This is a genomic window from Pseudomonas sp. RC2C2, from assembly GCF_018390435.1.
Lineage (GTDB): Bacteria > Pseudomonadota > Gammaproteobacteria > Pseudomonadales > Pseudomonadaceae > Aquipseudomonas > Aquipseudomonas donghuensis.
Map to the genome: position 1 here is coordinate 3480413 of NZ_JAHBAX010000001.1, position 25302 is coordinate 3505714.

Annotated in this window: 23 protein-coding genes; 12 read left to right on the forward strand and 11 right to left on the reverse strand. The window is 62.4% G+C overall.

The window, feature by feature from the left end:
• The first annotated feature begins 2 nt into the window (after positions 1–2).
• The 8 genes from KHO53_RS16035 to KHO53_RS16070 all read left to right on the forward strand — a co-directional run bounded on the left by KHO53_RS16035 (position 3) and on the right by KHO53_RS16070 (position 9986).
• On the forward strand, positions 3–281 hold the full coding sequence (locus KHO53_RS16035; RefSeq protein WP_010220237.1) for a hypothetical protein: 279 nt from the start codon (positions 3–5) through the stop codon (positions 279–281).
• A 65-nt stretch (positions 282–346) separates the two neighbouring features.
• Positions 347–661, forward strand: a complete 315-nt coding sequence (locus tag KHO53_RS16040; protein ID WP_010220235.1) for a hypothetical protein — start codon at positions 347–349, stop codon at positions 659–661.
• A gap of 73 nt (positions 662–734) precedes the next feature.
• Positions 735–1193: a hypothetical protein gene (locus KHO53_RS16045; RefSeq protein ID WP_159388181.1), complete on the forward strand. Its 459-nt coding sequence runs from the start codon at positions 735–737 to the stop codon at positions 1191–1193.
• Between the two features lie 174 nt (positions 1194–1367).
• Positions 1368–2096, forward strand: coding sequence for a DsbC family protein (locus KHO53_RS16050; RefSeq protein WP_213570508.1), 729 nt, complete (start codon positions 1368–1370; stop codon positions 2094–2096).
• Positions 2097–2175: 79 nt separating this feature from the next.
• Positions 2176–3480: a homoserine dehydrogenase gene (locus KHO53_RS16055; protein ID WP_213570509.1), complete on the forward strand. Its 1305-nt coding sequence runs from the start codon at positions 2176–2178 to the stop codon at positions 3478–3480.
• Positions 3481–3585: 105 nt separating this feature from the next.
• On the forward strand, positions 3586–4995 hold the full coding sequence (gene thrC, locus KHO53_RS16060; RefSeq protein WP_010220231.1) for a threonine synthase: 1410 nt from the start codon (positions 3586–3588) through the stop codon (positions 4993–4995).
• 89 nt (positions 4996–5084) lie between these two features.
• Entirely contained in the window at positions 5085–8681 is a 3597-nt protein-coding gene (locus tag KHO53_RS16065; protein WP_317620804.1) for a transporter substrate-binding domain-containing protein, read from the forward strand.
• A gap of 84 nt (positions 8682–8765) precedes the next feature.
• A complete protein-coding gene (locus KHO53_RS16070) occupies positions 8766–9986 on the forward strand; it encodes an EAL domain-containing response regulator (protein WP_026001138.1) in 1221 nt (406 codons plus the stop codon).
• 7 nt (positions 9987–9993) lie between these two features.
• Here the strand turns inward: KHO53_RS16070 and KHO53_RS16075 are convergent, their stop codons facing one another.
• Positions 9994–10653: a response regulator gene (locus tag KHO53_RS16075; RefSeq protein ID WP_100782001.1), complete on the reverse strand. Its 660-nt coding sequence runs from the start codon at positions 10651–10653 to the stop codon at positions 9994–9996.
• Positions 10654–10803: 150 nt separating this feature from the next.
• Here KHO53_RS16075 and KHO53_RS16080 point away from each other — a divergent pair, with 150 nt between their 5' ends.
• On the forward strand, positions 10804–11091 hold the full coding sequence (locus tag KHO53_RS16080; RefSeq protein WP_100782002.1) for a DUF3509 domain-containing protein: 288 nt from the start codon (positions 10804–10806) through the stop codon (positions 11089–11091).
• A gap of 169 nt (positions 11092–11260) precedes the next feature.
• Here the strand turns inward: KHO53_RS16080 and KHO53_RS16085 are convergent, their stop codons facing one another.
• Together KHO53_RS16085 and KHO53_RS16090 are read right to left on the reverse strand one after the other, a co-directional pair.
• Positions 11261–12148 carry a TIGR02285 family protein gene (locus tag KHO53_RS16085; protein ID WP_100782003.1) on the reverse strand — a complete coding sequence of 296 codons (888 nt, stop codon included), beginning with the start codon at positions 12146–12148 and terminating at the stop codon, positions 11261–11263.
• Between the two features lie 44 nt (positions 12149–12192).
• Positions 12193–13392, reverse strand: a complete 1200-nt coding sequence (locus KHO53_RS16090; RefSeq protein ID WP_213570510.1) for a CaiB/BaiF CoA transferase family protein — start codon at positions 13390–13392, stop codon at positions 12193–12195.
• A gap of 130 nt (positions 13393–13522) precedes the next feature.
• Between KHO53_RS16090 and KHO53_RS16095 the strand changes: the two genes are divergently transcribed.
• The 3 genes from KHO53_RS16095 to KHO53_RS16105 all read left to right on the forward strand — a co-directional run bounded on the left by KHO53_RS16095 (position 13523) and on the right by KHO53_RS16105 (position 17056).
• Positions 13523–14065 (forward strand): YaeQ family protein, encoded by a 543-nt coding sequence (locus KHO53_RS16095; RefSeq protein ID WP_010220222.1) that lies wholly within the window; start codon positions 13523–13525, stop codon positions 14063–14065.
• 57 nt (positions 14066–14122) lie between these two features.
• Positions 14123–15832, forward strand: coding sequence for a single-stranded-DNA-specific exonuclease RecJ (recJ, locus tag KHO53_RS16100; RefSeq protein ID WP_010220221.1), 1710 nt, complete (start codon positions 14123–14125; stop codon positions 15830–15832).
• Positions 15833–15949: 117 nt separating this feature from the next.
• Positions 15950–17056, forward strand: a complete 1107-nt coding sequence (locus KHO53_RS16105) for an NADH:flavin oxidoreductase/NADH oxidase (protein WP_010220220.1) — start codon at positions 15950–15952, stop codon at positions 17054–17056.
• Positions 17057–17100: 44 nt separating this feature from the next.
• Here KHO53_RS16105 and KHO53_RS16110 read toward each other — a convergent pair whose 3' ends face one another.
• From KHO53_RS16110 to ydcS, 8 genes are all read right to left on the reverse strand, one after another.
• Positions 17101–17433, reverse strand: a complete 333-nt coding sequence (locus tag KHO53_RS16110; RefSeq protein ID WP_010220219.1) for a type II toxin-antitoxin system HicB family antitoxin — start codon at positions 17431–17433, stop codon at positions 17101–17103.
• Positions 17430–17684 carry a type II toxin-antitoxin system HicA family toxin gene (locus KHO53_RS16115; protein ID WP_010220218.1) on the reverse strand — a complete coding sequence of 85 codons (255 nt, stop codon included), beginning with the start codon at positions 17682–17684 and terminating at the stop codon, positions 17430–17432. The genes KHO53_RS16110 and KHO53_RS16115 overlap by 4 nt, the downstream gene beginning before the upstream one ends.
• A gap of 85 nt (positions 17685–17769) precedes the next feature.
• Positions 17770–19632: an NAD(P)-binding protein gene (locus tag KHO53_RS16120; protein ID WP_213570511.1), complete on the reverse strand. Its 1863-nt coding sequence runs from the start codon at positions 19630–19632 to the stop codon at positions 17770–17772.
• A gap of 13 nt (positions 19633–19645) precedes the next feature.
• Positions 19646–21070, reverse strand: a complete 1425-nt coding sequence (locus KHO53_RS16125; RefSeq protein ID WP_213570512.1) for a gamma-aminobutyraldehyde dehydrogenase — start codon at positions 21068–21070, stop codon at positions 19646–19648.
• Positions 21071–21088: 18 nt separating this feature from the next.
• Complete coding sequence (locus KHO53_RS16130; RefSeq protein ID WP_010220213.1) at positions 21089–21895, reverse strand: ABC transporter permease; 807 nt, start codon at positions 21893–21895, stop codon at positions 21089–21091.
• Complete coding sequence (locus KHO53_RS16135) at positions 21885–22823, reverse strand: ABC transporter permease (protein WP_010220212.1); 939 nt, start codon at positions 22821–22823, stop codon at positions 21885–21887. The genes KHO53_RS16130 and KHO53_RS16135 overlap by 11 nt, the downstream gene beginning before the upstream one ends.
• Before the next feature lies 1 nt (position 22824).
• Entirely contained in the window at positions 22825–23865 is a 1041-nt protein-coding gene (locus KHO53_RS16140) for an ABC transporter ATP-binding protein (protein ID WP_010220211.1), read from the reverse strand.
• 113 nt (positions 23866–23978) lie between these two features.
• Positions 23979–25130 carry a putative ABC transporter substrate-binding protein YdcS gene (gene ydcS, locus KHO53_RS16145; RefSeq protein ID WP_036994046.1) on the reverse strand — a complete coding sequence of 384 codons (1152 nt, stop codon included), beginning with the start codon at positions 25128–25130 and terminating at the stop codon, positions 23979–23981.
• Positions 25131–25302: the final 172 nt, after the last annotated feature.

The window sequence follows — 25302 nt, forward strand, 5'->3', positions numbered from 1 at the left end:
TGATGTTGGACTTCTCTTATTTGTCAGACAAACGAGGCGATAAGCCTTTTCTTCAGCTAAGTGATGCTGACGTCGCACGCGTCCATGATGCCTTTGCTGGGTTGCGCGAAAAGACGGGTATTTATATTGATCCTTATGGTCGAACAAGAATTTATCCTGAACATCAAAAAATACTCGTCACGCTCCTGTCGAAGGATGCAGATGGCAGTGTGCTTCTTTTTATTGAATTTTTGAAAACTGCCAGTGAGGCAGATGAGGTTTTGCTGGCAGACGGTGATTGATAGGGTGCCGTAGATAGGTGAGGTGTTCCGAAATTTGCCAGAAACCTCAAAGGCTGCGCACTCTGATGAACGTCATCGGCAACAAAACATCAATCGCCATCGAATATGTCCTGACCGATAGTGTCGAACTGATGGGGTATGCTCGATTCTGGTTCAGTTCTCAGCCGCTGGGCTCTCTGGAGGATTTGATCTACTTCGAAGGTTATCTGCTGGGTTGCCTTGAGGACCTGCTGCATAAACCAGACCTGCCTGAGTGCAGAACCGGCCTTGGTAAAGCCTATTTTCTGGTGGAGAGCGCGCCATCCTCTTTACTAAGAAAAGGGTATTCTTTAAACGTGTATGAAGGCAGGCGGTACGTTGCAGTGGTTGAGGTGGTTTAGCTGTTTCATCTGTAACGGCTGGTGAATATCCGCTCTAGATGCTTGCAGTCGGTGATTACATTCAAGGGTGAACATGAAAAATAGAATCATCGTTGAAACCTACATTAAAATCGCCGACGGTTTCGTTGACTTTTTTGAGTTTCAAGGCGAGGTACGCCACCTGGATCAAATTGAAGGGGCTTTGGTTCTATCTATCAATGGTAAACGTCTTATTGATCAAAGCATGTTTGATTACGTCGACGACCTGTGGAGCTATTTGTCAGAAGGACTGCTGAAGGTCAGCGAGGGTCAATCGTTCAGCTGCTTTTTTCCGGACCAGCCAATCGAAGTCAAACTGACCCCTGCCAATGGTCGTCTGCAGGTGAGCGTCAATTGCCACCGCGAGGTGTCTGTCGCCGCCGATAAAGATGAATTTGTCAGGGTCATGAGCGAGCACGCGCGCAAATTCTTCATCCACTTACAGAACATACAACCCGGCGCCCAAGGTACGTGCAGCTATGCCTTGGGCCATCTGGACAAGATTTGTCGGTAAATGTCGATCACCGACACCTGGCGCTATCTGCCTTGTTCTCCCGATCGAGCACGCCTCCGACCGCCGCCGCTTCTGTGGTAGGCTTGGGCGGTTTGCACCGAGGGCCGCAATGACACCCCGTTTTTCAGGACGGGCGTGCTGCATCCGGCCCCCTGTCCGCCTTCAGGAGTTCCCATGCGCGTGACCCAGATTTTCGCCGCCGCCGCCCTGGCGCTGGTCAGTACCTTTGCCGCTGCCGCCGACAACGCCGAGCAGGCGATCCGCAAGACCCTGCAATCCCTGGAACTGGGCGTGCCGGTCGACAGCGTTGCCACCAGCCCGCTGAACGGCCTGTATGAAGTCAAGCTCCAAGGCGGCCGGGTGTTGTACGCCAGCGCCGATGGCCAGTTCGTCATGCAGGGCTACCTGTTCCAGATCCAGGACGGCAAGCCGGTCAACCTGACCGAGAAGACCGAACGGCAGGCCATCGCCAAGACCATCAATGCCATTCCAGCGGCGGAGAAGGTGGTTTATCCTGCCAAGGGCGAAACCAAGTCGCACATCACCGTGTTTACCGACACCACCTGCCCGTACTGCCACAAGCTGCACGCCGAGGTACCTGAGCTCAACCGTCGCGGTATCGAAGTGCGCTACGTCGCCTTCCCGCGTCAGGGCCTGGGTTCGCCGGGTGACGAGCAGTTGCAGGCGGTCTGGTGCTCGAGCGACCGCAAGGCGGCGCTGGACAAGATGATCGACGGCAAGGAAATCAAGGCCGCCAAGTGCGACAACCCGGTCGGCAAGCAGTTCGCCCTGGGCCAGTCGATCGGTGTCAACGGCACGCCGGCCATCGTCCTGGAAAACGGCCAGGTGATTCCGGGCTACCAGCCGGCGCCGCAGGTGGCCAAGCTGGCCCTGGCCAAGTAATTCAATCTGAAGCCGCCACTTTGGGGTGGCGGCAGTTTCACGATCGGCTGCCAGCCGGTCGTTTCATGGGGAGTTCACAGTGAAACCGGTCAAAGTAGGCATCTGTGGGTTGGGGACCGTCGGTGGCGGTACCTTCAATGTACTTCAGCGTAACGCCGAGGAGATCGCCCGCCGTGCCGGGCGTGGTATTGAAGTGGCACAGATTGCCATGCGTTCGCCAAACCCGAATTGCCAGATTACCGGTACCCCCATTACCGCTGATGTGTTCGAGGTTGCCACGAACCCGGAAATCGACATTGTCATCGAGCTGATCGGCGGCTACACCATCGCCCGCGAACTGGTGCTCAAGGCCATCGACCACGGCAAGCACGTGGTCACCGCCAACAAGGCGCTGATTGCCGTGCATGGCAACGAGATCTTCGCCAAGGCACGCGAGAAGGGCGTCATCGTCGCGTTCGAAGCGGCCGTGGCCGGCGGCATCCCGGTGATCAAGGCGATCCGCGAGGGTCTGTCGGCCAACCGCATCAACTGGGTGGCCGGGATCATCAACGGCACCGGCAACTTCATCCTCACTGAAATGCGTGAGAAAGGTCGTGCGTTCCCCGATGTGCTGGCCGAAGCCCAGGCCCTGGGTTACGCCGAAGCCGACCCGACTTTCGACGTCGAAGGCATCGATGCCGCGCACAAGCTGACCATCCTGGCGTCCATCGCCTTCGGTATCCCGCTGCAGTTCGACAAGGCCTACACCGAAGGCATCACCCAGCTGACCACCGCTGACGTGAATTACGCCGAAGCACTGGGCTACCGCATCAAGCACCTGGGCGTGGCCCGCAGCACGGCCAACGGCATTGAACTGCGTGTGCACCCGACGCTGATCCCGGCCGACCGCCTGATCGCCAACGTCAATGGCGTGATGAACGCGGTGATGGTCAACGGCGACGCTGCCGGCTCCACCTTGTTCTACGGTGCCGGCGCCGGCATGGAGCCTACCGCTTCGTCGGTGGTGGCTGACCTGGTCGATGTGGTTCGCGCCATGACGTCCGACCCGGAGAACCGCGTACCGCACCTGGCCTTCCAGCCGGACTCGCTGTCGGCCCACCCGATCCTGCCGATCGAAGCTTGCGAAAGCGCCTACTACCTGCGCATCCAGGCCAAGGATCATCCGGGCGTGCTGGCCCAGGTGGCGAGCATCCTCTCCGAGCGCGGCATCAACATCGAATCGATCATGCAGAAGGAAGTCGAGGAACAGGACGGCCTGGTGCCCATGATCCTGCTCACTCATCGAGTGGTCGAACAGCGCATGAACGATGCCATCACCGCCCTGGAAGCCTTGCAGGATGTGGTCGGCAACGTCGTGCGTATCCGCGTCGAACAACTCAATTGACAACAGCGGCAAGCGGCAAGCTACAAGCTGCAAGATCACAGCGGGACTGCGGTGACTTGCAGCTTGAAGCTTGAAGCTTGAAGCTCAAACCGAAGGTTTGCAAAAATGCGCTACATCAGTACTCGCGGCCAGGCACCGGCCCTGAATTTTGAAGACGTGCTGCTGGCAGGTCTCGCCAGCGACGGCGGCCTGTACGTGCCGGAAAACCTGCCACGCTTCACCCAGGAAGAAATCGCTTCCTGGGCCGGCTTGCCGTACCACGAGCTGGCTTTCCGGGTGATGCGCCCGTTCGTCACCGGTAGCATCGCCGATGCCGATTTCAAGAAGATTCTCGAAGAAACCTACGGCGAGTTCGCTCACGCCGCGGTCGCGCCGCTGCGTCAGCTGAACAGCAACGAATGGGTACTGGAGCTGTTCCACGGCCCGACCCTGGCGTTCAAGGACTTCGCCCTGCAACTGCTCGGCCGCCTGCTCGACCACGTGCTGGCCAAGCGTGGCGAGCGCGTGGTGATCATCGGCGCCACCAGTGGCGACACCGGCTCTGCCGCTATCGAAGGCTGCCGCCGTTGCGACAACGTCGACATTTTCATCCTCCATCCGCACCAGCGCGTGTCGGAAGTTCAGCGCCGGCAGATGACCACCCTCTTCGGTGAGAACATCCACAACATCGCCATCGAAGGCAACTTCGACGACTGCCAGGAAATGGTCAAGGCCAGCTTCGCTGACCAGGGCTTCCTCAAGGGCACCCGCCTGGTCGCGGTGAACTCGATCAACTGGGCGCGGATCATGGCCCAGATCGTCTACTACTTCCACGCAGCCCTGCAGCTGGGCGGCCCGGCTCGTTCGGTGGCGTTCTCGGTACCGACCGGCAACTTCGGCGACATCTTTGCCGGCTACCTGGCGCGCAACATGGGCCTGCCGATCAGCCAACTGATCGTCGCCACCAACCGCAACGACATCCTGCACCGCTTCATGAGCGGCAACCAGTACGTCAAGGAAACCCTGCACGCGACCCTGTCGCCGTCGATGGACATCATGGTCTCGTCGAACTTCGAGCGCCTGCTGTTCGACCTGCACGGTCGCAACGGCGCGGCCATCGCCGGCCTGATGGACAACTTCAAGCAGGGCGGCGGTTTCAGCGTCGAACAGGACCGCTGGACCGAAGCACGCAAGCTGTTCGATTCGCTGGCGGTCGATGATGCGCAAACCTGCGAAACCATCGCCGAAGTCTTCGCCCAGACGGGCGAGGTGCTCGACCCGCACACCGCAATCGGCGTCAAGGCCGCCCGCGAATGCCGTCGCAGCCTGGACACGCCGATGGTGGTGCTGGGTACCGCGCACCCGGTCAAGTTCCCGGAAGCGGTGGAGAAGGCCGGTGTCGGCAAGGCCCTGGAATTGCCTGCACACCTGAGCGACCTGTTTGCCCGTGACGAGAAGTGCACGGTCCTGGCCAACGACCTGAAAGCCGTTCAGGCCTTCGTCAGCCAGCACGGTAATCGCGGAAAGCCGCTCTGATCGACTGATCGGCACATGAAAGCCCGTCTCTGACGGGCTTTTTTGTTTCTACACTGGCATTGGTTTGCAGCAACGGATCAGGGGTATCAATGAGCACAGGACGTCGTCGCGCAGCAGGGCTGCTATGGGTTTGCCTGCTGGGGCTATGTACCGGACAATGGGCCCAGGCCGCCCAGAGCCTGCCCTTTACCCTGGTGCCGCCGTTTACCGAGCTTGGTCCAATGCCGCTGACCTCCGCCCAACAACAGTGGCTGGGCCCGGCACGGGTGTTGCGGGTGGGCATCTCGTTTGCCGATTACGAGCCGGTGGATATCACCATCGACCGCAATCGCTACCAGGGTATCAGCGCCGACTACCTGAGCCTGGTCGCTGAACGCCTCGGGGTGAAAACCCAGGTGCTGGCCTTTGCCAAGCGCGAGCAGGCCATCGAGGCCCTGCGCCAGGGCGATATCGATGTACTGACCAGCGCCAATGGCTTCGAGCGTAGCGTGCCGGGCCTGGCGTTCTCCGACGATTACATTCCGGACCGCTCAATGGTCGTGGTGCGCGGCGGTGCGCCGATTCCGCCGGCCTCACTGGCGGGCATGAAGGTGGTCCTGCTCGACGGTTACGCCGACACCCAGGTTATGCACCGGGTTTATCCCGATAGTCAGGTGCTGCTGGCGCCCAACCTGAGTAGCGCACTGGAAGCGCTCAATCAGGGCGAAGTGGATGCGTTTATCGGCAACGAAATCATCATCCGCGCTTTCAACGCCCTGCGCCCGTACCTGGGGTTGCAGGTGGTCGGCCCCAGTGCCTTGCCGCCGATCGGCTTTGCCTTTGCCGTGCGCAACGAGGACCGGCTGCTGCAGGCAATGTTCAACGACGCGCTGGCCAGCATTGATGAGTCGGTGCGCCGCGAAATTCTCGGCCGCTGGACCTCCGGGCTAGGCTCGGACGTGGCACATAACCGGGTTGAACTGAGCGTGGCCGAGCGCCAATGGATCGCCAACCACCCGAGCGTGAGCGTAGTCGGCAGCCAGTACCCGCCTTACCTGTTCCGCACGCGCCAGGGGGCCTGGGTTGGCCTTAACAGTGATGTGCTGGCGACCATCGCGCAGATGACCGGGCTGCGGTTTGTCTACGCGCCATCCTCGTCGATTGCCCAGAGCCTGGAACTGCTCAAGAGCGGGCAGGCTGACATGAGCACGACCCTGAGCGAGACCCCGGAACGTCGCGAGTTTCTCGACTTCACCCATTCCATTGGTGGCCAGAGCTGGGTGTTCATCGTGCGCAAGCCGCAACTGGGCCTGGCGTCGCTGGATGAACTGGCCGGGCAGACCCTGGCACTGCCAGCGCAGCACGCGCTGGAAAACACCATTCGCCAGGATCACCCCGGTATTCGCCTGATGTTGGTGGACTCACTGGAGCAAGCTCGGGAAAAGGTGCGCAGCGGCGAAGCGTTGGCGACCATCGATAGTGAAATCGGTGCCTACAGCGTGGTCGGCAATGACCCGGTGCTCAAGGTCGGGCGCGGGGTGGAGGGCAAGTGGGCGCCGGACCGCTTCTCGGTTCGGCGCACTGCGCCGGAGCTGGAGAGCATCCTGAACAAGGCGTTGGAAGCGTTCCCGGTCGCCGAGTTGCGCGCCGTGCGCATGAAGTGGCTGGGTGCGCTGGCACCGCCCGCACCCGCCTGGCAGCGGATTGCGCCATGGATCTACTGGACCGTGGCTGCTGCTGTGTTGTTCGGGTTGGTGTCGCTGGTCTGGAGCAGCCGCCTGCGTGCGCAGATCAGCCAGCGGCAAAAGGCTGAAGAAGCCCTCAACGACCAATTGGCCTTCAAGCGCGCATTGCTCGACGGCATCCCCAACCCCATCTATGTACGCGACCTGGAAGGGCGGCTGATCACCTGCAACAAGAGCTATGAACAGGTGTTCTCGTTGCGCCTGGAAGACGTCAAGGGTCAGCGTCTGACCGATATCGAGGTCATTCCCGTCGAACTGGCCGAGCAGCTGCATGGCGATTACCTGGAGCTACTCAAGGATCCCAAGCCGGTATTCGTCGATCGGCATATTGAGTTCCAGGGCCAGCGTACCGATGCCTACCAGTGGACCGTGCCGTTCTACCGTGCCGATGGACAGCTGCAGGGCTTGCTCGGTGGCTGGATCGACATCACTGAGCGCAAGCAACTGGAAGAAGCGTTGGTGCATGCCCGGCAGCAGGCCGAACAGGCCAACCAGGCCAAAAGTGCGTTTCTGGCCACCATGAGTCACGAAATTCGCACCCCCATGGCGGTCATCATCGGCTTGCTCGAACTTGAACGGGAAACCACCCTTGCCCGCGGCGCGCAACCTTCCCAAGGATTGGAAACGGCCCATCAGTCGGCCCGTGAGCTGATTGCCCTGATCGGCGACAGCCTGGATCTCGCTCGCATCGAGGCCGGTAGCCTGCAACTGGAGCCCCAGGCACGGGCGCTCAAGCCGTTTCTCAGCGCAATCGTTGAGCAGTTTCACGCCCAGGCCCAGGGCCAGGGCCTGGATTTGCGCCTGCAACTGGCAAGCGATGTGGATGGGGTGTACTGGTTCGACCCGCTACGCTTGCGCCAGGTATTGACCAACTTGCTGGGTAACGCCCTGAAGTTCACCCACCTGGGGTTGGTGGAGTTGCAGGTCGGCCGCAGCGGGCACGACAGCTTGCACGGCGTTGGCCTCAGGCTGTGTGTGTGCGATACCGGCATCGGCATCAGTGCGCAACAGCAGAGCGAACTGTTCCAGCCGTTCTCACAGGCCGATGCTGGCGCCGACTATGGCGGCTCGGGCCTGGGCTTGAGTATTTGCCGGCAACTGGTCGAGTTGATGGGCGGCAGCATTACCTTGCACAGTGTGCTGGGCAAGGGCACCGAGGTCTGTGTCGAGCTGACCCTGGAAGCCCTGGCCGCCGAGCCTGCGCCGACGGAGGATGCCGCCGGCCTGTCCGGTGGGCCAGCGCGGCGGATCCTGGTGGTCGACGACCTGTCTGCCAGTCGCTTGGTACTCAGCCAGCAACTTGAGTTTCTCGGCCATGAAGTGCTGGCCGTGGAGAACGGCCAGAGCGCGCTGCAGGCCTGGCAGAACGGGGCGTTCGACCTGGTGCTCAGCGACTGCAACATGCCGGTGATGAACGGCTATGCACTGGCCCGTGGCATTCGCCGGTTGGAGCGCAGCAGCCAGCGGCCAGCCATCGCCATCGTCGGCTGCACCGCTAACGCCATGAAGGAAGAACGTGCTCGCTGCCTTGAGGCCGGTATGGACGAATGCCTGGTCAAGCCGGTTGCGCTTGCCCAGCTGGTGGCTGTTATCGAGAAGCTGGCTCCCCGCCACAGTTTCAAGATGCAGACCCTGCAGAAGATGACCCAGGCTAAACCTGCAGTGCTGCAACGCATGCTGGAAGAATTACGGAAAAATCTGGCCGAAGAATCGATCCTGCTGGCAGCGGCCGTTGAGGCGCAGGGCTGGGAGCGAATCGGGGTGTCATTGCACCGTCTCAAGGGCGTGGCCTGCCTGATCGATGCGCTGCCCCTGGCACAGGCCTGTCGGCAACTTGAAAGCGCCAGCCAGGCTTGTTCTACGCAGGCGGCGCACTCGGCGTGGTCAGCGTTGCAGGTGGTGATCGGCCAGTTGAGTCAGGATATTGAACAGGAGCTGTGGAAATTGTTGCCTGAACTTTAGGACATGTCCTATGGGCGTTTCAGGTCGATTTTCCTAGAGTTGCACAGTGCTGTCGTTCAGATCGGCTACTGCGGGGAAATTTTCATGCGCTCACTTAAGGTTCTGATCCTTGAGGATCATCCTTTTCAACTGATGGCCTTGCATCAGATGCTCAACGCCAATGGCGTCTTCGATGTGCTGACGGCGGAGTCGGTCGAGGGTGCCCGGCAGACCTTGTCGCGACGCGGACGTGTCGACATCGCCATCTGCGACCTGCACATGGACGGTCAGGACGGCCTGGAGCTGATCCGCCACCTGGCCGACAGCGGGCTTGCTGCAGCGCTGATTATCCTCAGCAGTGCCGAACGCGGGGTGCTCGATAGTGTTGCCGACCTGGCTCGGCAACTGGGCTTGCGGGTTCTCGGCAGCTTGCAGAAACCAGCCTGCAGCGTTTCTCTGCACAAGTTGCTGCGCCGCTACCTGGATGAGCCCGGTGCTCCCCCCCAGGCGGTCGCCGCACCGGCCCATGCCGAACTGTTGGCCATGTCGCCGGCCGAAGTGGCGCAGAGCAAAGCGCAATGGGTGGTCCATTACCAGCCCAAGGTCGCTTTCGACGGCACCCTGGCCGGGGTCGAGGCGTTGGTGCGCTGGCAGCATCCGAGCCTTGGCTTGCTCGGCCCGGGGCAGTTCTTCCCGCTGGTCGAGGGCGCCGGTTTGCTGGAGACGCTGAGCTGGCATGTGCTCGACCAGGCCTTGGCTTTCAGCGCCAAGGTCAGGCTGCACAGTGGCCAGCCACTGCCGGTGGCGGTCAACATTGCCCCGCAGATGCTGGTTCACGACGATTTTGCCGAGCGGGTCGTCGCTGCCCTCAAACGTCATGACGTGCCGGCCAGCGCCCTGACCCTGGAGGTCATTGAAACCCATGGCTGCCAGCTCGACAGCAACCAGCTCGAAGGCTTGCTGCACCTGCGCATTCAGGGCTGCCAACTGTCGATCGATGACTTCGGCATGGGCGTATCCAACCTCCAGCGCCTGCTCGAACTGCCGTTCAGCGAACTGAAGCTGCCCAGCGAGTTCGTCCGTGGCATGGCCGACGATGGTCGCAAGGCGGCGGTGGTCGCTGGTGCCCTGATCATGGCCCGGCGCATGGACCTCAAGGTGGTGGTCGAAGGGGTCGAGACGGTTGACGACCTGATGGCGATCAAGGCCCTGGGCAGCCCAGTCATGCAGGGTTACTTCATTGCCCGGCCGATGGCAGGGGTAGAACTCTGCCAATGGATGCTGGAGCGTGAGCCGGGAGAAGCCAAGCAGCGGCGCAGGGCGTGAGCCACTTTCAGCCCAGGCCATGTTCCTGCATATAGAGGTACAGCGCAGCGTCATTGGCCAGGCCCAGCTTGCGCATGGCACTGACCTTCTGGCTGCTCACCGTCTGCTTGCTGCGGTTGAGCAGGGCGGCGATCTGGCCGACCGTGTGGCCGGCGGCAAGCAGGCGGGAAACTTCCAGTTCCCGCGGCGACAAGGCCGTCTGGGCACGGGCCAGGTCTTCGCGCACCGCGCCCTCCTGCAGCAGTAACTGCTGCACCGAGTCGGCCAGGTAGATCTTGCCGCGTTGCAAGCGTGCGATGGCCTGGGGCAACTCGTCAGCCAGGCTGGCTTTGCTCAGCAGGCCATTGACGCCCTGGGCCAGCATTGCCCGGAACAATCCGGCGTTGTTGAGCATCGTGACCACCAGGATGGGTAACTGCGCAGAGTGCCGCCGTAGCTGCTCGAGCAGTTTCAGACCATCGTTCTGCTGCTCGACGGGCATCATGAAATCGGTCACCAGCACATCGCAATCCTGCGACTGCACCAGCTGCATCAGCTCCAGCGGGCTACCGGCCTCTGCGACCACGCGTACCGATGGAATCTGTTCGAGCACGGCGCGCAGGCCAATGCGAAAGATCGGGTGGTCATCGGCAAGGATGATGCGCAGTTCGCCAGAGGCAGGATCCATCACAGGCAGGCTCCGATCAATCGGCTGGATTTCAATCTGTCATTTTTGCCGGGCATGCTGGGTCGAGGAAATCGCACAGTGAGAACTTTTCCGGCTGCCGCAGGGTCAGTGAAAGACCCCTTCTCGACAGGTAGGTGAACAATGAATGAGATGGAATGTATCAGATTGTTGCTCGGCGAAGCATTGGCACCTTACCGGGTCAGGTTGGTGCGCCTGAGCACCGGTTGTGATTTTGACCTGTGCCTGAGCGATGAAGCGAACCGCACCGTGCTGCAGCGTACGGTAAAACCCAGCCAGTTGCAGGACCAGCGCCTGCTGGTCGACCTGGTCGATGGTTTGCAGCGCGACTTGCTCATCGTCGAGGGGCGTTTGCAGCCCTGCGTGATAGCGGCCCAGCGCCACTTGCAGCAAGGGCGGCCGATCAGCGCCCGGGTGTGACGGAACCTTTGCCGATGAGCGCAATCAGATCTTACAAGGACAGCTGATCGGGATTTTGCTCCGATATCGTGATGCTGTCGTGCGAAGCCCCGATGGGCTTCTGTTTAGCCCCGGGCGGCCTCCCCACCGTTCGGGGTTTCTTTTTGCCCGGGATTTGTTTCGGCCCGGGTCAGTCGTGCTCGCCAAACAGACGCAGGCTGTCATGCACGTACTGCTCGCGCATTTGCGGGGCCAGCCACTGGGCGTAGAGGTCGGGCAAGGTATCGTTGCGCAACGGCAGCAGCAGTTTGTTGATATGGCTGATGGCTTCGCGGCCTAGCGGCGTGTCGGAGCAGCCTACCCGCAACAACTGGTATTGCTCGACGCTCTGGATCGGGAAGAAGGTGTAGTCATCGGTCGGCCAGCCTTGTTGTTGCAGCAAGTAGCGCACCTCTGGCCAGTAGCCAAGCACCAGTTGCAGGCGGTCATGCTGCTGCATCTGCAACAGGCTGGTGACTGCATCGTTACCGTAGTGGCGGCTGAGGGTAGTGTCAGGCAGAGTCTTGAGCAGTTCATCAACCGCAGTGCTATAGCTGCGCTGGGCTACCACACCGAGCTTGAGTGCAGTGTTGCCCAGCAACGCCGGCAGGTCGACCTGATTGCCCTGCAGATAGGGTTCGAGCAGGTGCTGGTCTTTGCGCCGAACCACCAGGCCACTGCTCAGCACGCCCAGGCTGGGAATCGAGAAGTGCACGTAACGCGCTCGCTCGGGCGTCCACAGCAAGGTGGGGTCGCAGGTGAAGGTGGGCTCCTGAAGCATCTGGATGCCCCGGGCGCGGTTGACCCGGACAATGCTGTGATCGTATTCGGGCATCTGGTCGATCAGCAGCGCCAGCAACTGGTCGATCGCCCCCTGGCCTTTGCCGGTGCCTTCGAAAATGGTCAGCGGCGGCAGGTCACGCAATAGCCAGAACAAGCGCTCCTTGGCCCAGGCCGAAGTCGGCATGCCCAGGCTCAGCAGCAAACCCAGCAACAACGGCCAGCCACGACGCAGGCTGGTTTGCCAGTGAAAGGTCATGTTCGGCTCTCCACCATTGCCACGGGATTCAGGCAAGGCCTTGTTCAGACCGCCCCTTGGCTGCGTAGCCGGGCAATAGCGGCGGCGTCGTAACCCAGCCCGCCAAGCAATTGATCGGTGTGTGCTCCCAGCTGCGGGCCGACCCACTCACTGGAGCCCGGAGTATCCGAGAGCTTGGGGACGATCCCCGGCATTTTGAACGGCTTGCCGTCCGGCAGTTTGGCCTGGAGGAACATCTCGCGGGCGAGAAACTGCGGGTCGCTGAACATGTCCTCGGCGCTGTAGATGCGGCTGGCTGGCACTTGCGCGTCATTGAGCACCTGCATCAGGTCGTCCAGCGGCAGGGTCCGGGCCCAGCGGTCGATCACCCCGTACAGTTCATCGCGGCGCACGTCGCGGCCGTCGTTGCTGGCCAGGGCCGGATCGTCGGCCAGGTCGTTGCGGCCGATGGCCTGCATGAAGCGCTTGAAGATCGCATCGCCATTGGCGCCGATCTGCACATGCTTGCCGTCGGCACTGGTGTGAATCGAGGAGGGGGTGATGCCGGGCATGATGTTGCCGGTACGCTCGCGAATAAAACCGAACACGTCGAACTCAGGCACCATGCTCTCCATCATGGCGAAGATCGCCTCGTACAGGGCCACATCCACCACCTGGCCCTGGCCGCCGTTGACCTCGCGATGACGCAGGGCCATCAATGCGCCGATGACACCCCACAACGCAGCAATCGAGTCGCCGATGGATATCCCGGTACGTACCGGCGGGCGGTCCTCGAAGCCGGTGATATAGCGCAGCCCGCCCATCGACTCGCCAACCGCGCCGAAACCCGGTTGGTCCTTCATCGGCCCGGTCTGGCCGAAGCCGGACAGGCGCACCATCACCAGTTTCGGGTTGAGGGCGTGCAGCACGTCCCAGCCCAGGCCGAGCTTTTCCAGCACCCCGGGGCGGAAGTTCTCGATCAGGATGTCGGCTTCGGTCAGTAGCTTCTTGAGAATCTCCAGCCCTTCGGCATGCTTGAGATTGAGGGTCAGCGACTGCTTGTTGCGGGCCTGCACGAACCACCACAGCGACGTGCCTTCGTACAGCTTGCGCCACTTGCGCAGCGGGTCACCGCCATCGGGCGACTCGACCTTGATCACGTCGGCGCCGAATTCTGCGCAGATGCGCGAGGCGAACGGGCCGGCGATCAGGGTACCGAGTTCGATGACTTTGAGGCCGGCGAGAGGTTTGCTGGGCGTAGGCATGAGGCGTCCGTGGCAGCGGGTCAGGGCCCCCGTTTTTATCATAGCTGGGGCCGCTCAGATACTGCCGCGGCGCAACGAACATGCGGATCGGTTAGACTGGGCGACTTTCCTTGCCGCAAGAAGCCCGTCCATGGCCCAGCCGTCCACCACCTACAAGTTTGAACTGAACCTCACCGACCTTGACCGCGGCGTGTACGAAAGCGTCAAGCAGACCATCGCCCGTCACCCCTCGGAAACCGAAGAGCGCATGGCCGTGCGTTTGCTGGCCTACGCCCTGTGGTACAACGAACAACTGGCTTTTGGCCGCGGTCTGTCGGATGTAGACGAAGCTGCTGTGTGGGAAAAGAGCCTGGACGACCGCATCCTGCACTGGATCGAAGTTGGCCAACCGGATGCCGATCGCCTGACCTGGTGTTCGCGCCGTACCGAACGCACCAGCCTGCTGGCCTATGGCAGCCTGCGCGTGTGGGAAACCAAGGTGGTGCCGGCGGTCAAGAACCTGAAAAACCTGAACATCGCCGCCGTGCCCCAGGAAGTCCTGGAAACCCTGGCCAAGGATATGCCGCGCGCGATCAAGTGGGATGTGATGATCAGCGAAGGCACGGTGTTCGTTACCGACGATCGCGGCCAGCATGAAGTCCAGCTTCAATGGCTGATGGGCGAGCGCGGCTGAAGCCGCGATTGCACCGCCATCACATTTTCCTGATTCACGAGAAGCCTCAATCGCCCCATGCGTATCGATCCCCGCCCGTTGCCGTCCACGCTGCCGTTCCTTGGCGACCTGCCGCCGTTGCTGACCCGCCTGTATGCCGCCCGCGGCGTGCAATCGGCAGCCGAGCTGGATAAAAGCCTGGCGCGCTTGCTGCCTTACCAGCAACTCAAGGGCATCGAGGCGGCGGTCGACCTGCTGGTGACCGCACTGGCCGAACGTCAGCGCATCCTCATCGTCGGCGACTTCGACGCTGACGGCGCCACGGCCAGCACCGTCGGCGTGCTCGGCTTGCGCCTGCTCGGTGCCGCCCATGTCGACTACCTGGTGCCCAACCGCTTCGAGTACGGCTACGGCCTGACCCCGGAGATCGTCGAGGTGGCCCTGCAGCGCCAGCCGCAACTGCTGATCACCGTCGACAATGGCATCTCCAGCGTCGAAGGCGTGGCAGCCGCCAAGGCGGCGGGCTTGAAAGTGCTGGTGACCGATCACCACCTGCCAGGCCATGAACTGCCGGCGGCCGATGCCATCGTCAACCCCAACCAGCCGGGCTGCGAGTTTCCCAGCAAGGCGCTGGCCGGGGTCGGGGTGATCTTTTATGTACTGATGGCCTTGCGCGCGCGGTTGCGCAGCCTGGGCCACTACGACAATGCAGCGCAACCGAACATCGGCGAGTTGCTCGATCTGGTGGCCCTGGGCAGCGTGGCCGACGTGGTGCCGCTGGATGCCAACAATCGCATCCTGGTCCATCAGGGCCTCGAGCGGATCCGCGCCGGGCGGGCACGGCCGGGGCTCAAGGCAATCCTCGAAGTAGCCCGGCGCGATCACGCGCGCATCACCTCCACCGACCTTGGTTTTATCCTCGGCCCACGGCTCAATGCCGCCGGTCGCCTGGACGACATGAGCCTGGGCATCGAGTGCCTGCTCAGTGACGATGCCAACCTGGCACGGGAAATGGCCGGCCAGCTCGACGAACTGAACCAGGACCGCAAGTCCATCGAGCAGGGCATGCAGCGCGAAGCCCTGGCCCAGCTCAAGGACTTGCCGCTGGAATCGATGCCGTTCGGCCTGTGCCTGTTCGAGCCGGATTGGCACCAGGGCGTGATCGGCATCCTCGCTTCGCGCCTCAAAGAGCGTTATCACCGCCCGACCATTGCCTTTGCCGATGCTGGCGAGGGCATGCTCAAGGGCTCGGCGCGTTCGGTGCCGGGCTTTCATATTCGTGATGCGCTGGATGCCGTGGCCGCCCGTCACCCGCAACTGATCAGCAAGTTTGGTGGCCACGCCATGGCTGCCGGCCTGTCGCTGCCGGCCGAGAACTTCCCGGCCTTTGCCCAGGCGTTCGACGAAGAAACCCGGCGTCAACTGCGTGAAGAGGACCTGACCGGGCGCCTGCTGTCCGACGGCACCCTGGCGGTCGAGGAGTTTCACCTGGAACTGGCCCGCGCCCTGCGCCATGCCGGGCCCTGGGGGCAGCACTTCCCCGAGCCGCTGTTCCATGGCGTGTTCCAGTTGGTCGAGCAGCGGGTGGTGGGTGAGCGGCACCTGAAGGTGGTGCTCAAGAGCGAATGCGGCTCGCTCAAGCTCGATGGCATCGCCTTTGGCATTGACCGCGAAGTCTGGCCCAATCCGACCGTGCGCTGGGTCGAACTGGCCTACAAGCTCGACGTCAACGAGTTCCGCGGCCAGGAAAGCGTGCAACTGATGATCGCCCATATCGAGCCGCGCTGAACTCACGGGGCAAAGTGGTCTAGGCTTCGAATGATCGGTCGAAGAACCTGCGGGGAAGATTCAGTAGTCGGCCTGTCAACTATCTGGAGCCTTACCACTTGATTTGAGAGGTGCCCCATGAGCCTGCTGCTTGAGCCGTACACCTTGCGCCACTTGATCCTGCCCAACCGTATTGCCGTGTCACCCATGTGCCAGTATTCCAGTGTCGACGGCCTGGCCAACGACTGGCACCTGGTGCACCTGGGCAGCCGCGCGGTGGGCGGCGCCGGCCTGATTTTCACTGAAGCCACCGCCGTGACTGCCGACGGGCGCATTACCGCGCAGGACCTGGGCTTATGGGACGATGCGCAGATCCCGCCGCTGCAACGCATCACCCGCTTCATCACCGCCCAGGGCGCAGTGCCAGGCATCCAGTTGGCCCATGCCGGGCGCAAGGCCAGCACCCATCGGCCCTGGCTGGGCAAGCATGGCAGCGTCAAGGTGAGCGATGGCGGCTGGGTACCGGTGGGGCCCTCGAAGATTGCCTTCGACCCGGAGCACACGGCACCGACCGAACTGACCGAAGCGCAGATCGGCGAGATCATCCAGGCGTTTGTCGATGCTGCCCGGCGGGCCCTGGTGGCGGGTTTCAAAGTCGTTGAAGTGCATGCCGCCCACGGTTACCTGTTGCACCAGTTTCTCTCGCCATTGAGCAACCAGCGCCGTGACCAGTACGGCAGCTGTTTCGAAAACCGCATTCGCCTGACCCTGCAAGTGAGCGAAGCGGTGCGTGACGTCTGGCCGGCTGAACTGCCGGTGTTCGTGCGCCTGTCGGCCACCGATTGGGTCGAGGATGGCTGGAATCCCGATGAGACTGTCGAGCTGGCCAAGCGCTTGAGACAGTTGGGCGTGGACCTGATCGATGTGTCCTCCGGCGGTACCTCGGCGAAGGCCGAGATTCCCACCGGGCCTGGCTATCAGACACAGTTTGCGGCAAAAGTCCGGGAAGAATCGGGGATTGCCACCGGGACGGTGGGCTTGATTACCGACCCGATGCAGGCTGAAACCATCTTGCGAACGGCGCAGGCCGATATCATCTTCCTCGCCCGCGAGCTGCTGCGCGACCCGTACTGGCCGCTGCACGCCGACGACGACCTGGGGGGCAACAAAGCGGTGTGGCCGGCGCAGTATCAACGCGCGACCAGTCGCGAGCAGCCGATTCACGAGTCTGATTTGCGCGATTGAAGCAACCCATCGCGGGGCCGGTCGACGTGCCCCGCGATCGCCCCTCAGGCATGCGCCGCCTGGCTCAACACATCACTGACCCACTGGTTGATGCTTTTATCAGCCAACTCCGCCTTTTGTGCGACGCTGGCATGCAGCGTCGGCTCCAGGCGCAGGCTCAATTTCCCCGAGTAAGCTTTCTGTGGTTCACGACCTACGCGAGCGCAGGTATCGAGGTAGTCATCCACGGCTTCTTCGAAGGCGCTACGCAGTTGCGCGACCGATTGCGCGTGAAAGCCGATTACATCGCGTATACCCGCGACATGGCCAATCAGCAATTGGTCTTCATCGCTGTATTCGATACGGGCGGCATAGCCTTTGTAATTCATGACATTCATGGGGTCACTCCTGCCTGTTCCAGAAACAACCGCGCATCGCGGATCTGATAAGGCTTGGCATCTTTATCCGGATGGGGGCGATGGAAGGTCGCGATCACTCCATTGAGTTCGAAGCGCACGCGTGAACCTCGACCTTCGATTACCCGGGCCCCCGCACCGACCAGCAAGGATTCGATGCGAGCCCATTCCAGATTGTTGGGTAACGGTTTGCTGAAGATTGACTTCAGCGTACTGCGCTGATGATTATTCATGGTATCAGATTATGATACCGATAACTCTGCAGCAATGGGATGTCCGTAGGGCGAGGCCTTAGAGGATGAAGGAGGTTTCCTGGATTCAGCCCAATTCCCCCACCGCCCGCCAGGCCTCATCGATCGCTGCATGGGCATAAGCACTCCAGGCCGCATCCGAGTTGGCGATGCTGACCTTGCCCACGGGCTTGCGCGCCAGTTCTTGCCATTGCTCGATCTGCTCGGGATCGTCGTAGAGGGTGTTGGTAAAGCAGGCGTAGCCGTGGGGCCAGCGGTTGACGGTGATCGCCAGGATGTCCTGGTTGTGGTCAAAGCCGCCCAGGCCCAGCATGCGTTGCAACTGTTCGCGCAACTGGCTCTCCAGCACCTCGAATGAGGTACCGTACAGGCGCCCACGCCCGGCGCGGGCCTGGTCGCGGCTGTTCATGCCGCTGTCGGGGCTGGTCGGCACGTAGACCATGTGCAAGCCGATAGGCTGCGCCGGGTCGCGCGGGTGCTCATAGCCACCCAGGCTTACCGGGTAGTCGAGCTTGATCCGGCTGTAGGGCTGGGTCGCGGCATAGATCTCGTGCACGCCAAGCTTCTTGAAGGCCTGCCAGTTGCGCACGATGACCTTGGTGTACACCAGCGGGAATTTGACGTTCTGGCTCAGGGCATGGGCCTGGTCGGCCGACAGGTCGCGCAGCAGGTAGGGGATCATCATGTTGTAGCAGGCCAGGATGCAGTGCTTGCCACGCACCTGGGCCAGCTGCCCGCCACGGCTGAAGCCGATATTTACGCCGCCGTCGACGTTGCGCACGCTGACCGCCGTGCTGTTCAGGCGCAGGCGTACCGGTTGCCCGGCGCGGTCGAGCTGGCTGTAGTCGAAGTTGGCCAGGACGATGTCTTCCATGTCCTTGCCCGGCGCCACCGTCGGCACCAGGCTGCGCACCAGCAGGCGCGCCAGCGAGGCGTTGCCGTCGGGGAAGTGGTAAATGTACGGCTCTTCCATCTCCGCCTTGGCTTCTTCGCTGATGGGTTCCAGGTTCATTGCGCCAAAGCCCGGGAAGCCGGTGTTGTAGGCGTCGGCGGCGGCCACTGCATCAATGCTCAGGGCCATGAAGTCGTTGGTGCGGCCCTGGAAGTACTTGACTGCCTTGGCCGACAGGCCGACGTCCTTGAGGAGGAAATCGCGGTAGCTGGTGCGCTCAAGGTAGGCGTTCTTGTCCTCCAGCGATTTGCCGGCCAGGTAATCCCGGGGCGCTTCGTGCAGGTCGATCAGGGCCTTGCGGTCGCTTTCGGGCAGGGGGAAATCGTTGATGAAATCGCCGATCGAGCGGGCGTTTAGCTGCGCGGGGGCAATGTCATCGGCGACCATTGGCGTTGGGTCGCCGCTGACCAGCTTGTCTTCGCCGAAGGTCTCGCGGTCGAAGAACACCGCGCGCGACAGGCCCAGGTCCGGGTAGAAGCTGCGGTCAAAGGCGCTCTCGAAACGCTTGATGTCCACCCCGAGTTTTGCCAGCAGGCCGTTGACCTCTTTGCTGTACAGGTGGTTGGGCGACTGGAAGGCTTCGCTGCCGCCATAACCGAGGATCATCCGCCCGCCGGCGCTGAACTCGTTGCGCTTGGCATGGCCGCCGAAGTCATCGTGGTTCTCGAGAATCAGGATCTTCGCTGCGGGGTGCTTCTCGCGGTAGAAGAAGGCTGCCGACAGGCCGCTGATGCCGCCGCCGACCACCACCAGGTCGTACGCCTCGCTGATCGGCAAGGCGTCGGTGGCGAAGGTCTGTTTTTCCCAGCCCATCTGGTGGGCGACTTCGAAGGCGCCGACATGGCTGCCGCGCAAGCCGGTCAACGCCGGTGGGTAGTAGTGCCCGCTGGGGGCAGCCTGAAGCAGTTGCAACGGGGTCAAGCCCGCTGCAACGCCGATGGCGACTCCGTTGATGAAGTCGCGTCGGGTGATTTCCATGGGTGTCCTTACCTTAATGTTTGAACATCACATGCCGGATGCAGGTGTAGTCCTCCAGCCCGTACATGGACATATCCTTTCCATAGCCGGACAGTTTCTGACCGCCGTGGGGCATTTCGCTGACCAGCATAAAGTGCGTGTTGACCCAGGTACAGCCGTACTGCAGGCGCGCCGAGATGCGGTGGGCGCGGCCGACGTCAGCGGTCCACAGCGACGACGCCAGGCCGTAGTCGGAATCGTTGGCCCAGGCCAGGGCCTGAGCTTCGTTGTCGAAACGGGTCACCGAGACCACAGGCCCGAACACTTCGCGACGCACGATCTCGTCATCCTGCTGGGCATCGGCCAGCACCGTCGGTTCAAAGAAGAAGCCGTCACCGGCCACTGCCTTGCCACCGGTCACCAGGCGGATATGTGGCTGGGCAATCGCCCGTTCGACCATGGCCGCCACCCGGTCGCGGTGCTGGGCGCTGATCAGTGGGCCGAGTTCGGTGTTCGGGTCGTTCTGCAGGCCATGCTTGATACTGGCCACGGCCTTGCCGAGTTTTTCAACGAATGGCTCGTAGATGCCGCTCTGGGCATAGATCCGGCAGGCGGCGGTACAGTCCTGGCCGGCGTTGTAGAAACCGAAGGTGCGGATGCCGTCGACCGCGGCGTCGATATCGGCATCATCGAAAATGATCACCGGTGCCTTGCCACCCAGCTCCATGTGCATGCGTTTCACGCTGTCGGCGGTGCTGGCGATGATGTTGGCCCCGGTGGGGATTGAACCGGTCAACGACACCATGCGCACTTTCGGGTGGTTCACCAGCGGCGTGCCGACACTTGGGCCACGGCCGAAGAGGATATTCAGTACGCCGGCCGGGAATATGTCGCTGGCCAGTTGGGCCAGGCGCAACGCCGTCAGTGGCGTCTGCTCCGACGGTTTGAGCACCACGGTGTTGCCGGCGGCCAGGGCCGGGGCGATCTTCCAGGCCACCATCATCAGCGGGTAGTTCCATGGCGCAATCGAGGCGACCACGCCCAGCGGGTCGCGGCGGGTCATCGAGGTGTGCCCCGGCAGGTATTCACCCGCGGCCGAGCCGCCGAGGCAGCGGGTGGCGCCGGCAAAAAAGCGAAACACATCGGCGATGGCCGGGATCTCGTCGTGGAGTGCGGCGGCGTAGGGCTTGCCGCAGTTGTCCGACTCCAGCCGGGCCAGCTCTTCACCGTGGGCCTCGATGGTCTGGGCGAGTTTGAGCAGCAGCAGCGAACGCTCCTTGGGTGTGGTCTGCGACCAGCTCTGGAAGGCGTGGTCGGCAGCGCGCACGGCGGTTTCGATCTGGGCCTCGCTGGCTTCGTTGACTTCCACCAGCACGCTGCCCAGCGCCGGGTTGAGTACCGCACAGCTTGCGCCTTCGCCTTCGACCAGTTGGCCGTTGATCAACAGTCGGGTTTGCATGGTCTAGTCCTCCAGGAGTTATTTGCCGTTACCGGCGACGCTTTCGCCGCCGCGGGTCAGGTAATAGGCGCCGAGGATCGGCAGCATGGTCACCAGCATCACCAGCATGGCCACCACGTTGGTCACCGGCACATCGCGCGGCCGGCTCAACTGGTTGAGCAGCCAGATCGGCAGGGTGCGTTCGTGGCCGGCGGTGAAGGTGGTGACGATGATTTCATCGAACGACAAGGCAAACGCCAGCATGCCGCCGGCCAGTAATGCCGAGCCGAGGTTGGGCAGGATGATGTAGCGAAAGGTCTGCCAGCCGTCGGCACCGAGGTCCATCGACGCCTCGATCAGGCTCTGTGAAGTACGTCGCAGGCGGGCGATGACGTTGTTGTAGACGATCACTACGCAGAAGGTGGCGTGGCCGACGACGATGGTGAAAATCCCGGGCTCGATACCGAGGGTCTTGAACGCCGAGAGCAGGGCGATCCCGGTGATGATCCCAGGCAGGGCGATGGGCAGGATCAGCATCAGCGAGATGCTTTCCTTGCCGAAAAAACTGCGCCGGTACAGCGCCGTCGAGGCCAGGGTGCCGAGCACCAGGGCGATCAGCGTGGCCAGGCAGGCGACCTGCAGCGACAGCTTGATCGACTCCAGCACGTCCGGGCGCGAAAACGCCACGCTGAACCATTTGAGGGTAAAGCCCTGGGGTGGAAAGCTGAAGGCGGCGTCTTCGGTGTTGAAGGCATAGAGGAAGATGATCAGGATCGGGAAGTGCAGGAACACCAGCCCGCCCCAGGCCGCCAGGCGCAGGCCGATCGAGGCGCGCTCAGAGTGCATCGAAGGCCCCCAGGCGTTTGACGATGGACAGGTAGATGGCGATCAGCACGATCGGCACCAGGGTAAAGGCGGCGGCCATGGGCATGTTGCCGATGGCGCCCTGCTGGGCGTAGACCATGCTGCCGATGAAGTAGCCGGGCGGGCCGACCAGTTGCGGGACGATGAAGTCGCCCAGGGTCAGCGAGAAGGTAAAGATCGAGCCGGCGGCAATGCCCGGCACCGACAGCGGCAGGATCACCTGCATGAAGGTCTGCCGCGGCCTGGCGCCCAAGTCCGCCGAGGCGTGCAGCAGCGAGGGCGGCAATCGCTCCAGCGAGGCCTGGATCGGCAGGATCATGAACGGCAGCCAGATGTAGACGAACACCAGAAAGCGCCCCAGGTGCGAGGTCGACAGGGTGCTGCCGCCAACCCCGGGAATGCCGAGGATGAACAGCAGCACTGGCCCCAGGTTCAGTTGCTGGACGAACCACTGGGCCACGCCGCCTTTGGCCAGCAGCAAGGTCCAGGCGTAGGCCTTGACGATATAGCTGGCCCACATCGGCATCATTACCGCGATGTAGAAGAACGCCTTGGTCTTGCCGCTGGTGTATCGGGCCATGTAGTAGGCGATGGGGAAGGCCAGGGTGGCGCTGGCGATCGATACGGCGATGGCCATGCCCAGGGTGCGCAGGATGATGTCGAAGTTCGACGGGTTGAACAGCGCGCTGAAGTTGGCCAGGGTCAGCTCCGGGCTGACCGCCATGGTGAAGTCGTCGAAGGTGTAGAAGCCCTGCCACAGCAGGCTCAGCAGCGAGCCAAGGTATATCGCGCCGAACCAGGTCAGTGGCGGCACCAGCAGCAGCGCCAGGTACAGGTTGGGCCGCCGGTAGAGCAGGTTGGAGAAGCGCCGCATGGCTGTCGGCGCGGCTGTTGCCGGGGCCTGGCTCATCTCAGCGGCCCTCGCCGGGCACGGTTTCCAGCAGCGCGGTCATCGCCTCGCGGGCCCAGCGTGCCTGCAGGCGTTGGCCGGGCTGCCAGGGCGCGGCGTGTTCCTGCCATTGGTTGTTGGCCTGGCTGATGCAGAGCAGTTGGCCGTTGTCCAGTTGCAGCTCGTAGCGGGTGGCGCTGCCCTGATACTGGATATCGTGGAGCAGGCCGCTGACCTGGATTTCGTTGCTGGCGGCCGGTTGGTCGCCAAGGCGGATGTGTTCCGGGCGGATCGAGAAGGGCAGTTCGCTGCCATTGAGCTGCTGCGCCAGTGTGCCGCGCAGCACATTGGAGGTGCCGACGAACTCGGCAACGAAGGTGGTCGCCGGCTTCATGTACAGGTTGCGCGGGGTGTCGACCTGCTCGATGCGGCCGCGGTTGAACACCGCGACCCGGTCCGACATCGACAGCGCCTCGGTCTGGTCATGGGTGACGAAGATGAAGGTAATGCCCAGTTGGCGTTGCAGCTTTTTCAGCTCGCCCTGCATTTGCTCGCGCAACTTCAGGTCCAGCGCGCCCAAGGGCTCGTCGAGCAGCAGCACCCGCGGGCGGTTGACCAGTGCCCGGGCCAGGGCCACGCGCTGGCGCTGGCCGCCGGAAAGCTGCACCGGCTTGCGCAGGCCGTAACCGCCCAGGGCGACCATGGCCAGGGCTTCTTCGGCGCGGGTGTGGCGCTCGGCCTTGGCCACGCCCTTGACCTTCAGGCCATAGGCGACGTTGTCGCGCACGTTCATGTGCGGGAACAGCGCGTAATCCTGGAACACCGTGTTGACGTCGCGCTGGTAGGGCGGCAAGCCCGCAGCCTCTGCGCCATGGATGCGGATCGAACCGGTACTGGGTTGCTCGAAACCGGCGATCAGGCGCAGGCAGGTGGTCTTGCCCGAACCCGAGGGGCCGAGCATCGAGAAGAACTCGCCGTCGTGAATGTCGATCGACACCTGGTCAACGGCCCTGACCTCGCCGAAGGCGCGCGAGACATTGGTGAACTGGACTGCAAGGGTCATGCTCAGGTGCTCCACAGGTAAGTGGGGGCGAAACCCATCGCTGGCAAGGCCAGCTCCCACAGGCTGGTGTACATCGGTCCATGGTGGGAGCCGGCCTTGCCGGCGATAGGGCCTTACCTCCCACCCATGATCGCAATGTAGTCCTGGGTCCAGCGGCTATACGGCACGAACTTGCCGCCTTCAGCCTGCGGGGTTTTCCAGAAGGCGATCTTGTCGAACTGGTCAAAGCCATTGGTCTTGCAGCCTTCGGCGCCCAGCAGCTCGCTGCCGGTACAGGCCGCCGGCACCGCTGGCAACGAGCCGAACCAGGCCGCTACATCACCCTGGACCTTGGGCTGCAGCGACCAGTCCATCCACTTGTAGGCACAGTTGGGGTGTTTGGCCTCGCTATGCAGCATGGTGGTGTCGGCCCAGCCAGTGGCGCCTTCCTTGGGAATGGTCGAGGCCACCGGTTGCTTGTCGGCCTGCAGGCCATTGACCATGTAGCCCCAGGAGCTGGAGGCGACTACGCCTTCGTTCTTGACGTCGCTCATCTGCACCGTGGCGTCATGCCAGTAGCGGTGGATCAGCGGCTGTTGCTGGCGCAGCAGGTCGAGCACCGCCTTGTACTGGGTTTCGTTCAGTTCATAGGGGTTCTGGATGCCGAGCTCAGGCTTGACCGATTTGAGGTACAGCGCCGCATCGGCGATGTAGATCGGCCCGTCGTAGGCCTGGACCCGGCCCTTGTTCGGCTTGCCGTCCGGCAGGTTCTGCGGCTCGAACACCACGCCCCAACTGGAAGGCGCCTGTTTGAACACGTTGGTGTTGTACAGCAGCACGTTCGGGCCCCACTGGTAGGGCGTACCGTAGACCTTTTTATCGACCACGTACCAGGCGCCATCCTTGAGCCGTGGATCGAGGTTTTTCCAGTTGGGGATCAGCGCGGTGTTGATCGGCTGTACGCGCTTGCCGGCGATCAGCCGCAGCGAGGCGTCGCCGGAGGCGGTGACCAGGTCATAGCCGCCCTTGGTCATCAGGCTGACCATTTCGTCGGAGGTGGCGGCGGTCTTGACGCTGACCTTGCACCCGGTGTCCTTCTCGAAGCCGGTCACCCAGTCGTAGGCCTTGTCGCTTTCGCCGCGCTCGATGTAACCCGGCCAGGCGACGATATCCAGCTGGCCTTCGCTGGCGCCCACGGCTTTCAAGGGATCGGCGGCCTGCAGGCCGGCGCTGGCCAGCAGGGCGGTGCTCAGGGCGCAGAGCGTGGCGGTCTTGTGCACGAACATGGTGTTCCCTCTTGTTGAAATTATCTCGGGGCAGTGAAAGTGCAGGTATAGCTGCTTTAAGCGTAGTTGCTGTTGCCTGGGTCCAGCGTAGCCCGGTCTTGGGCAACATCTGGAAGCAAATGCATTCAGCTTCGCTTCAGCCAGCGGCAGTACTCTTGGGGTTTCTTTCCTC

Bases quoted from the DNA above. Each gene is read 5' to 3' on its own strand.
- KHO53_RS16035 (WP_010220237.1), top strand. From the start codon at position 3: ATGTTGGACTTCTCTTATTTGTCAGACAAACGAGGCGATAAGCCTTTT.
- KHO53_RS16040 (WP_010220235.1), top strand. From the start codon at position 347: ATGAACGTCATCGGCAACAAAACATCAATCGCCATCGAATATGTCCTG.
- KHO53_RS16045 (WP_159388181.1), top strand. From the start codon at position 735: ATGAAAAATAGAATCATCGTTGAAACCTACATTAAAATCGCCGACGGT.
- KHO53_RS16050 (WP_213570508.1), top strand. From the start codon at position 1,368: ATGCGCGTGACCCAGATTTTCGCCGCCGCCGCCCTGGCGCTGGTCAGT.
- thrC (WP_010220231.1), top strand. From the start codon at position 3,586: ATGCGCTACATCAGTACTCGCGGCCAGGCACCGGCCCTGAATTTTGAA.
- KHO53_RS16065 (WP_317620804.1), top strand. From the start codon at position 5,085: ATGAGCACAGGACGTCGTCGCGCAGCAGGGCTGCTATGGGTTTGCCTG.
- KHO53_RS16070 (WP_026001138.1), top strand. From the start codon at position 8,766: ATGCGCTCACTTAAGGTTCTGATCCTTGAGGATCATCCTTTTCAACTG.
- KHO53_RS16075 (WP_100782001.1), bottom strand. From the start codon at position 10,653: ATGGATCCTGCCTCTGGCGAACTGCGCATCATCCTTGCCGATGACCAC.
- KHO53_RS16080 (WP_100782002.1), top strand. From the start codon at position 10,804: ATGGAATGTATCAGATTGTTGCTCGGCGAAGCATTGGCACCTTACCGG.
- KHO53_RS16085 (WP_100782003.1), bottom strand. From the start codon at position 12,148: ATGACCTTTCACTGGCAAACCAGCCTGCGTCGTGGCTGGCCGTTGTTG.
- KHO53_RS16090 (WP_213570510.1), bottom strand. From the start codon at position 13,392: ATGCCTACGCCCAGCAAACCTCTCGCCGGCCTCAAAGTCATCGAACTC.
- KHO53_RS16095 (WP_010220222.1), top strand. From the start codon at position 13,523: ATGGCCCAGCCGTCCACCACCTACAAGTTTGAACTGAACCTCACCGAC.
- recJ (WP_010220221.1), top strand. From the start codon at position 14,123: ATGCGTATCGATCCCCGCCCGTTGCCGTCCACGCTGCCGTTCCTTGGC.
- KHO53_RS16105 (WP_010220220.1), top strand. From the start codon at position 15,950: ATGAGCCTGCTGCTTGAGCCGTACACCTTGCGCCACTTGATCCTGCCC.
- KHO53_RS16110 (WP_010220219.1), bottom strand. From the start codon at position 17,433: ATGAATGTCATGAATTACAAAGGCTATGCCGCCCGTATCGAATACAGC.
- KHO53_RS16115 (WP_010220218.1), bottom strand. From the start codon at position 17,684: ATGAATAATCATCAGCGCAGTACGCTGAAGTCAATCTTCAGCAAACCG.
- KHO53_RS16120 (WP_213570511.1), bottom strand. From the start codon at position 19,632: ATGGAAATCACCCGACGCGACTTCATCAACGGAGTCGCCATCGGCGTT.
- KHO53_RS16125 (WP_213570512.1), bottom strand. From the start codon at position 21,070: ATGCAAACCCGACTGTTGATCAACGGCCAACTGGTCGAAGGCGAAGGC.
- KHO53_RS16130 (WP_010220213.1), bottom strand. From the start codon at position 21,895: ATGCACTCTGAGCGCGCCTCGATCGGCCTGCGCCTGGCGGCCTGGGGC.
- KHO53_RS16135 (WP_010220212.1), bottom strand. From the start codon at position 22,823: ATGAGCCAGGCCCCGGCAACAGCCGCGCCGACAGCCATGCGGCGCTTC.
- KHO53_RS16140 (WP_010220211.1), bottom strand. From the start codon at position 23,865: ATGACCCTTGCAGTCCAGTTCACCAATGTCTCGCGCGCCTTCGGCGAG.
- ydcS (WP_036994046.1), bottom strand. From the start codon at position 25,130: ATGTTCGTGCACAAGACCGCCACGCTCTGCGCCCTGAGCACCGCCCTG.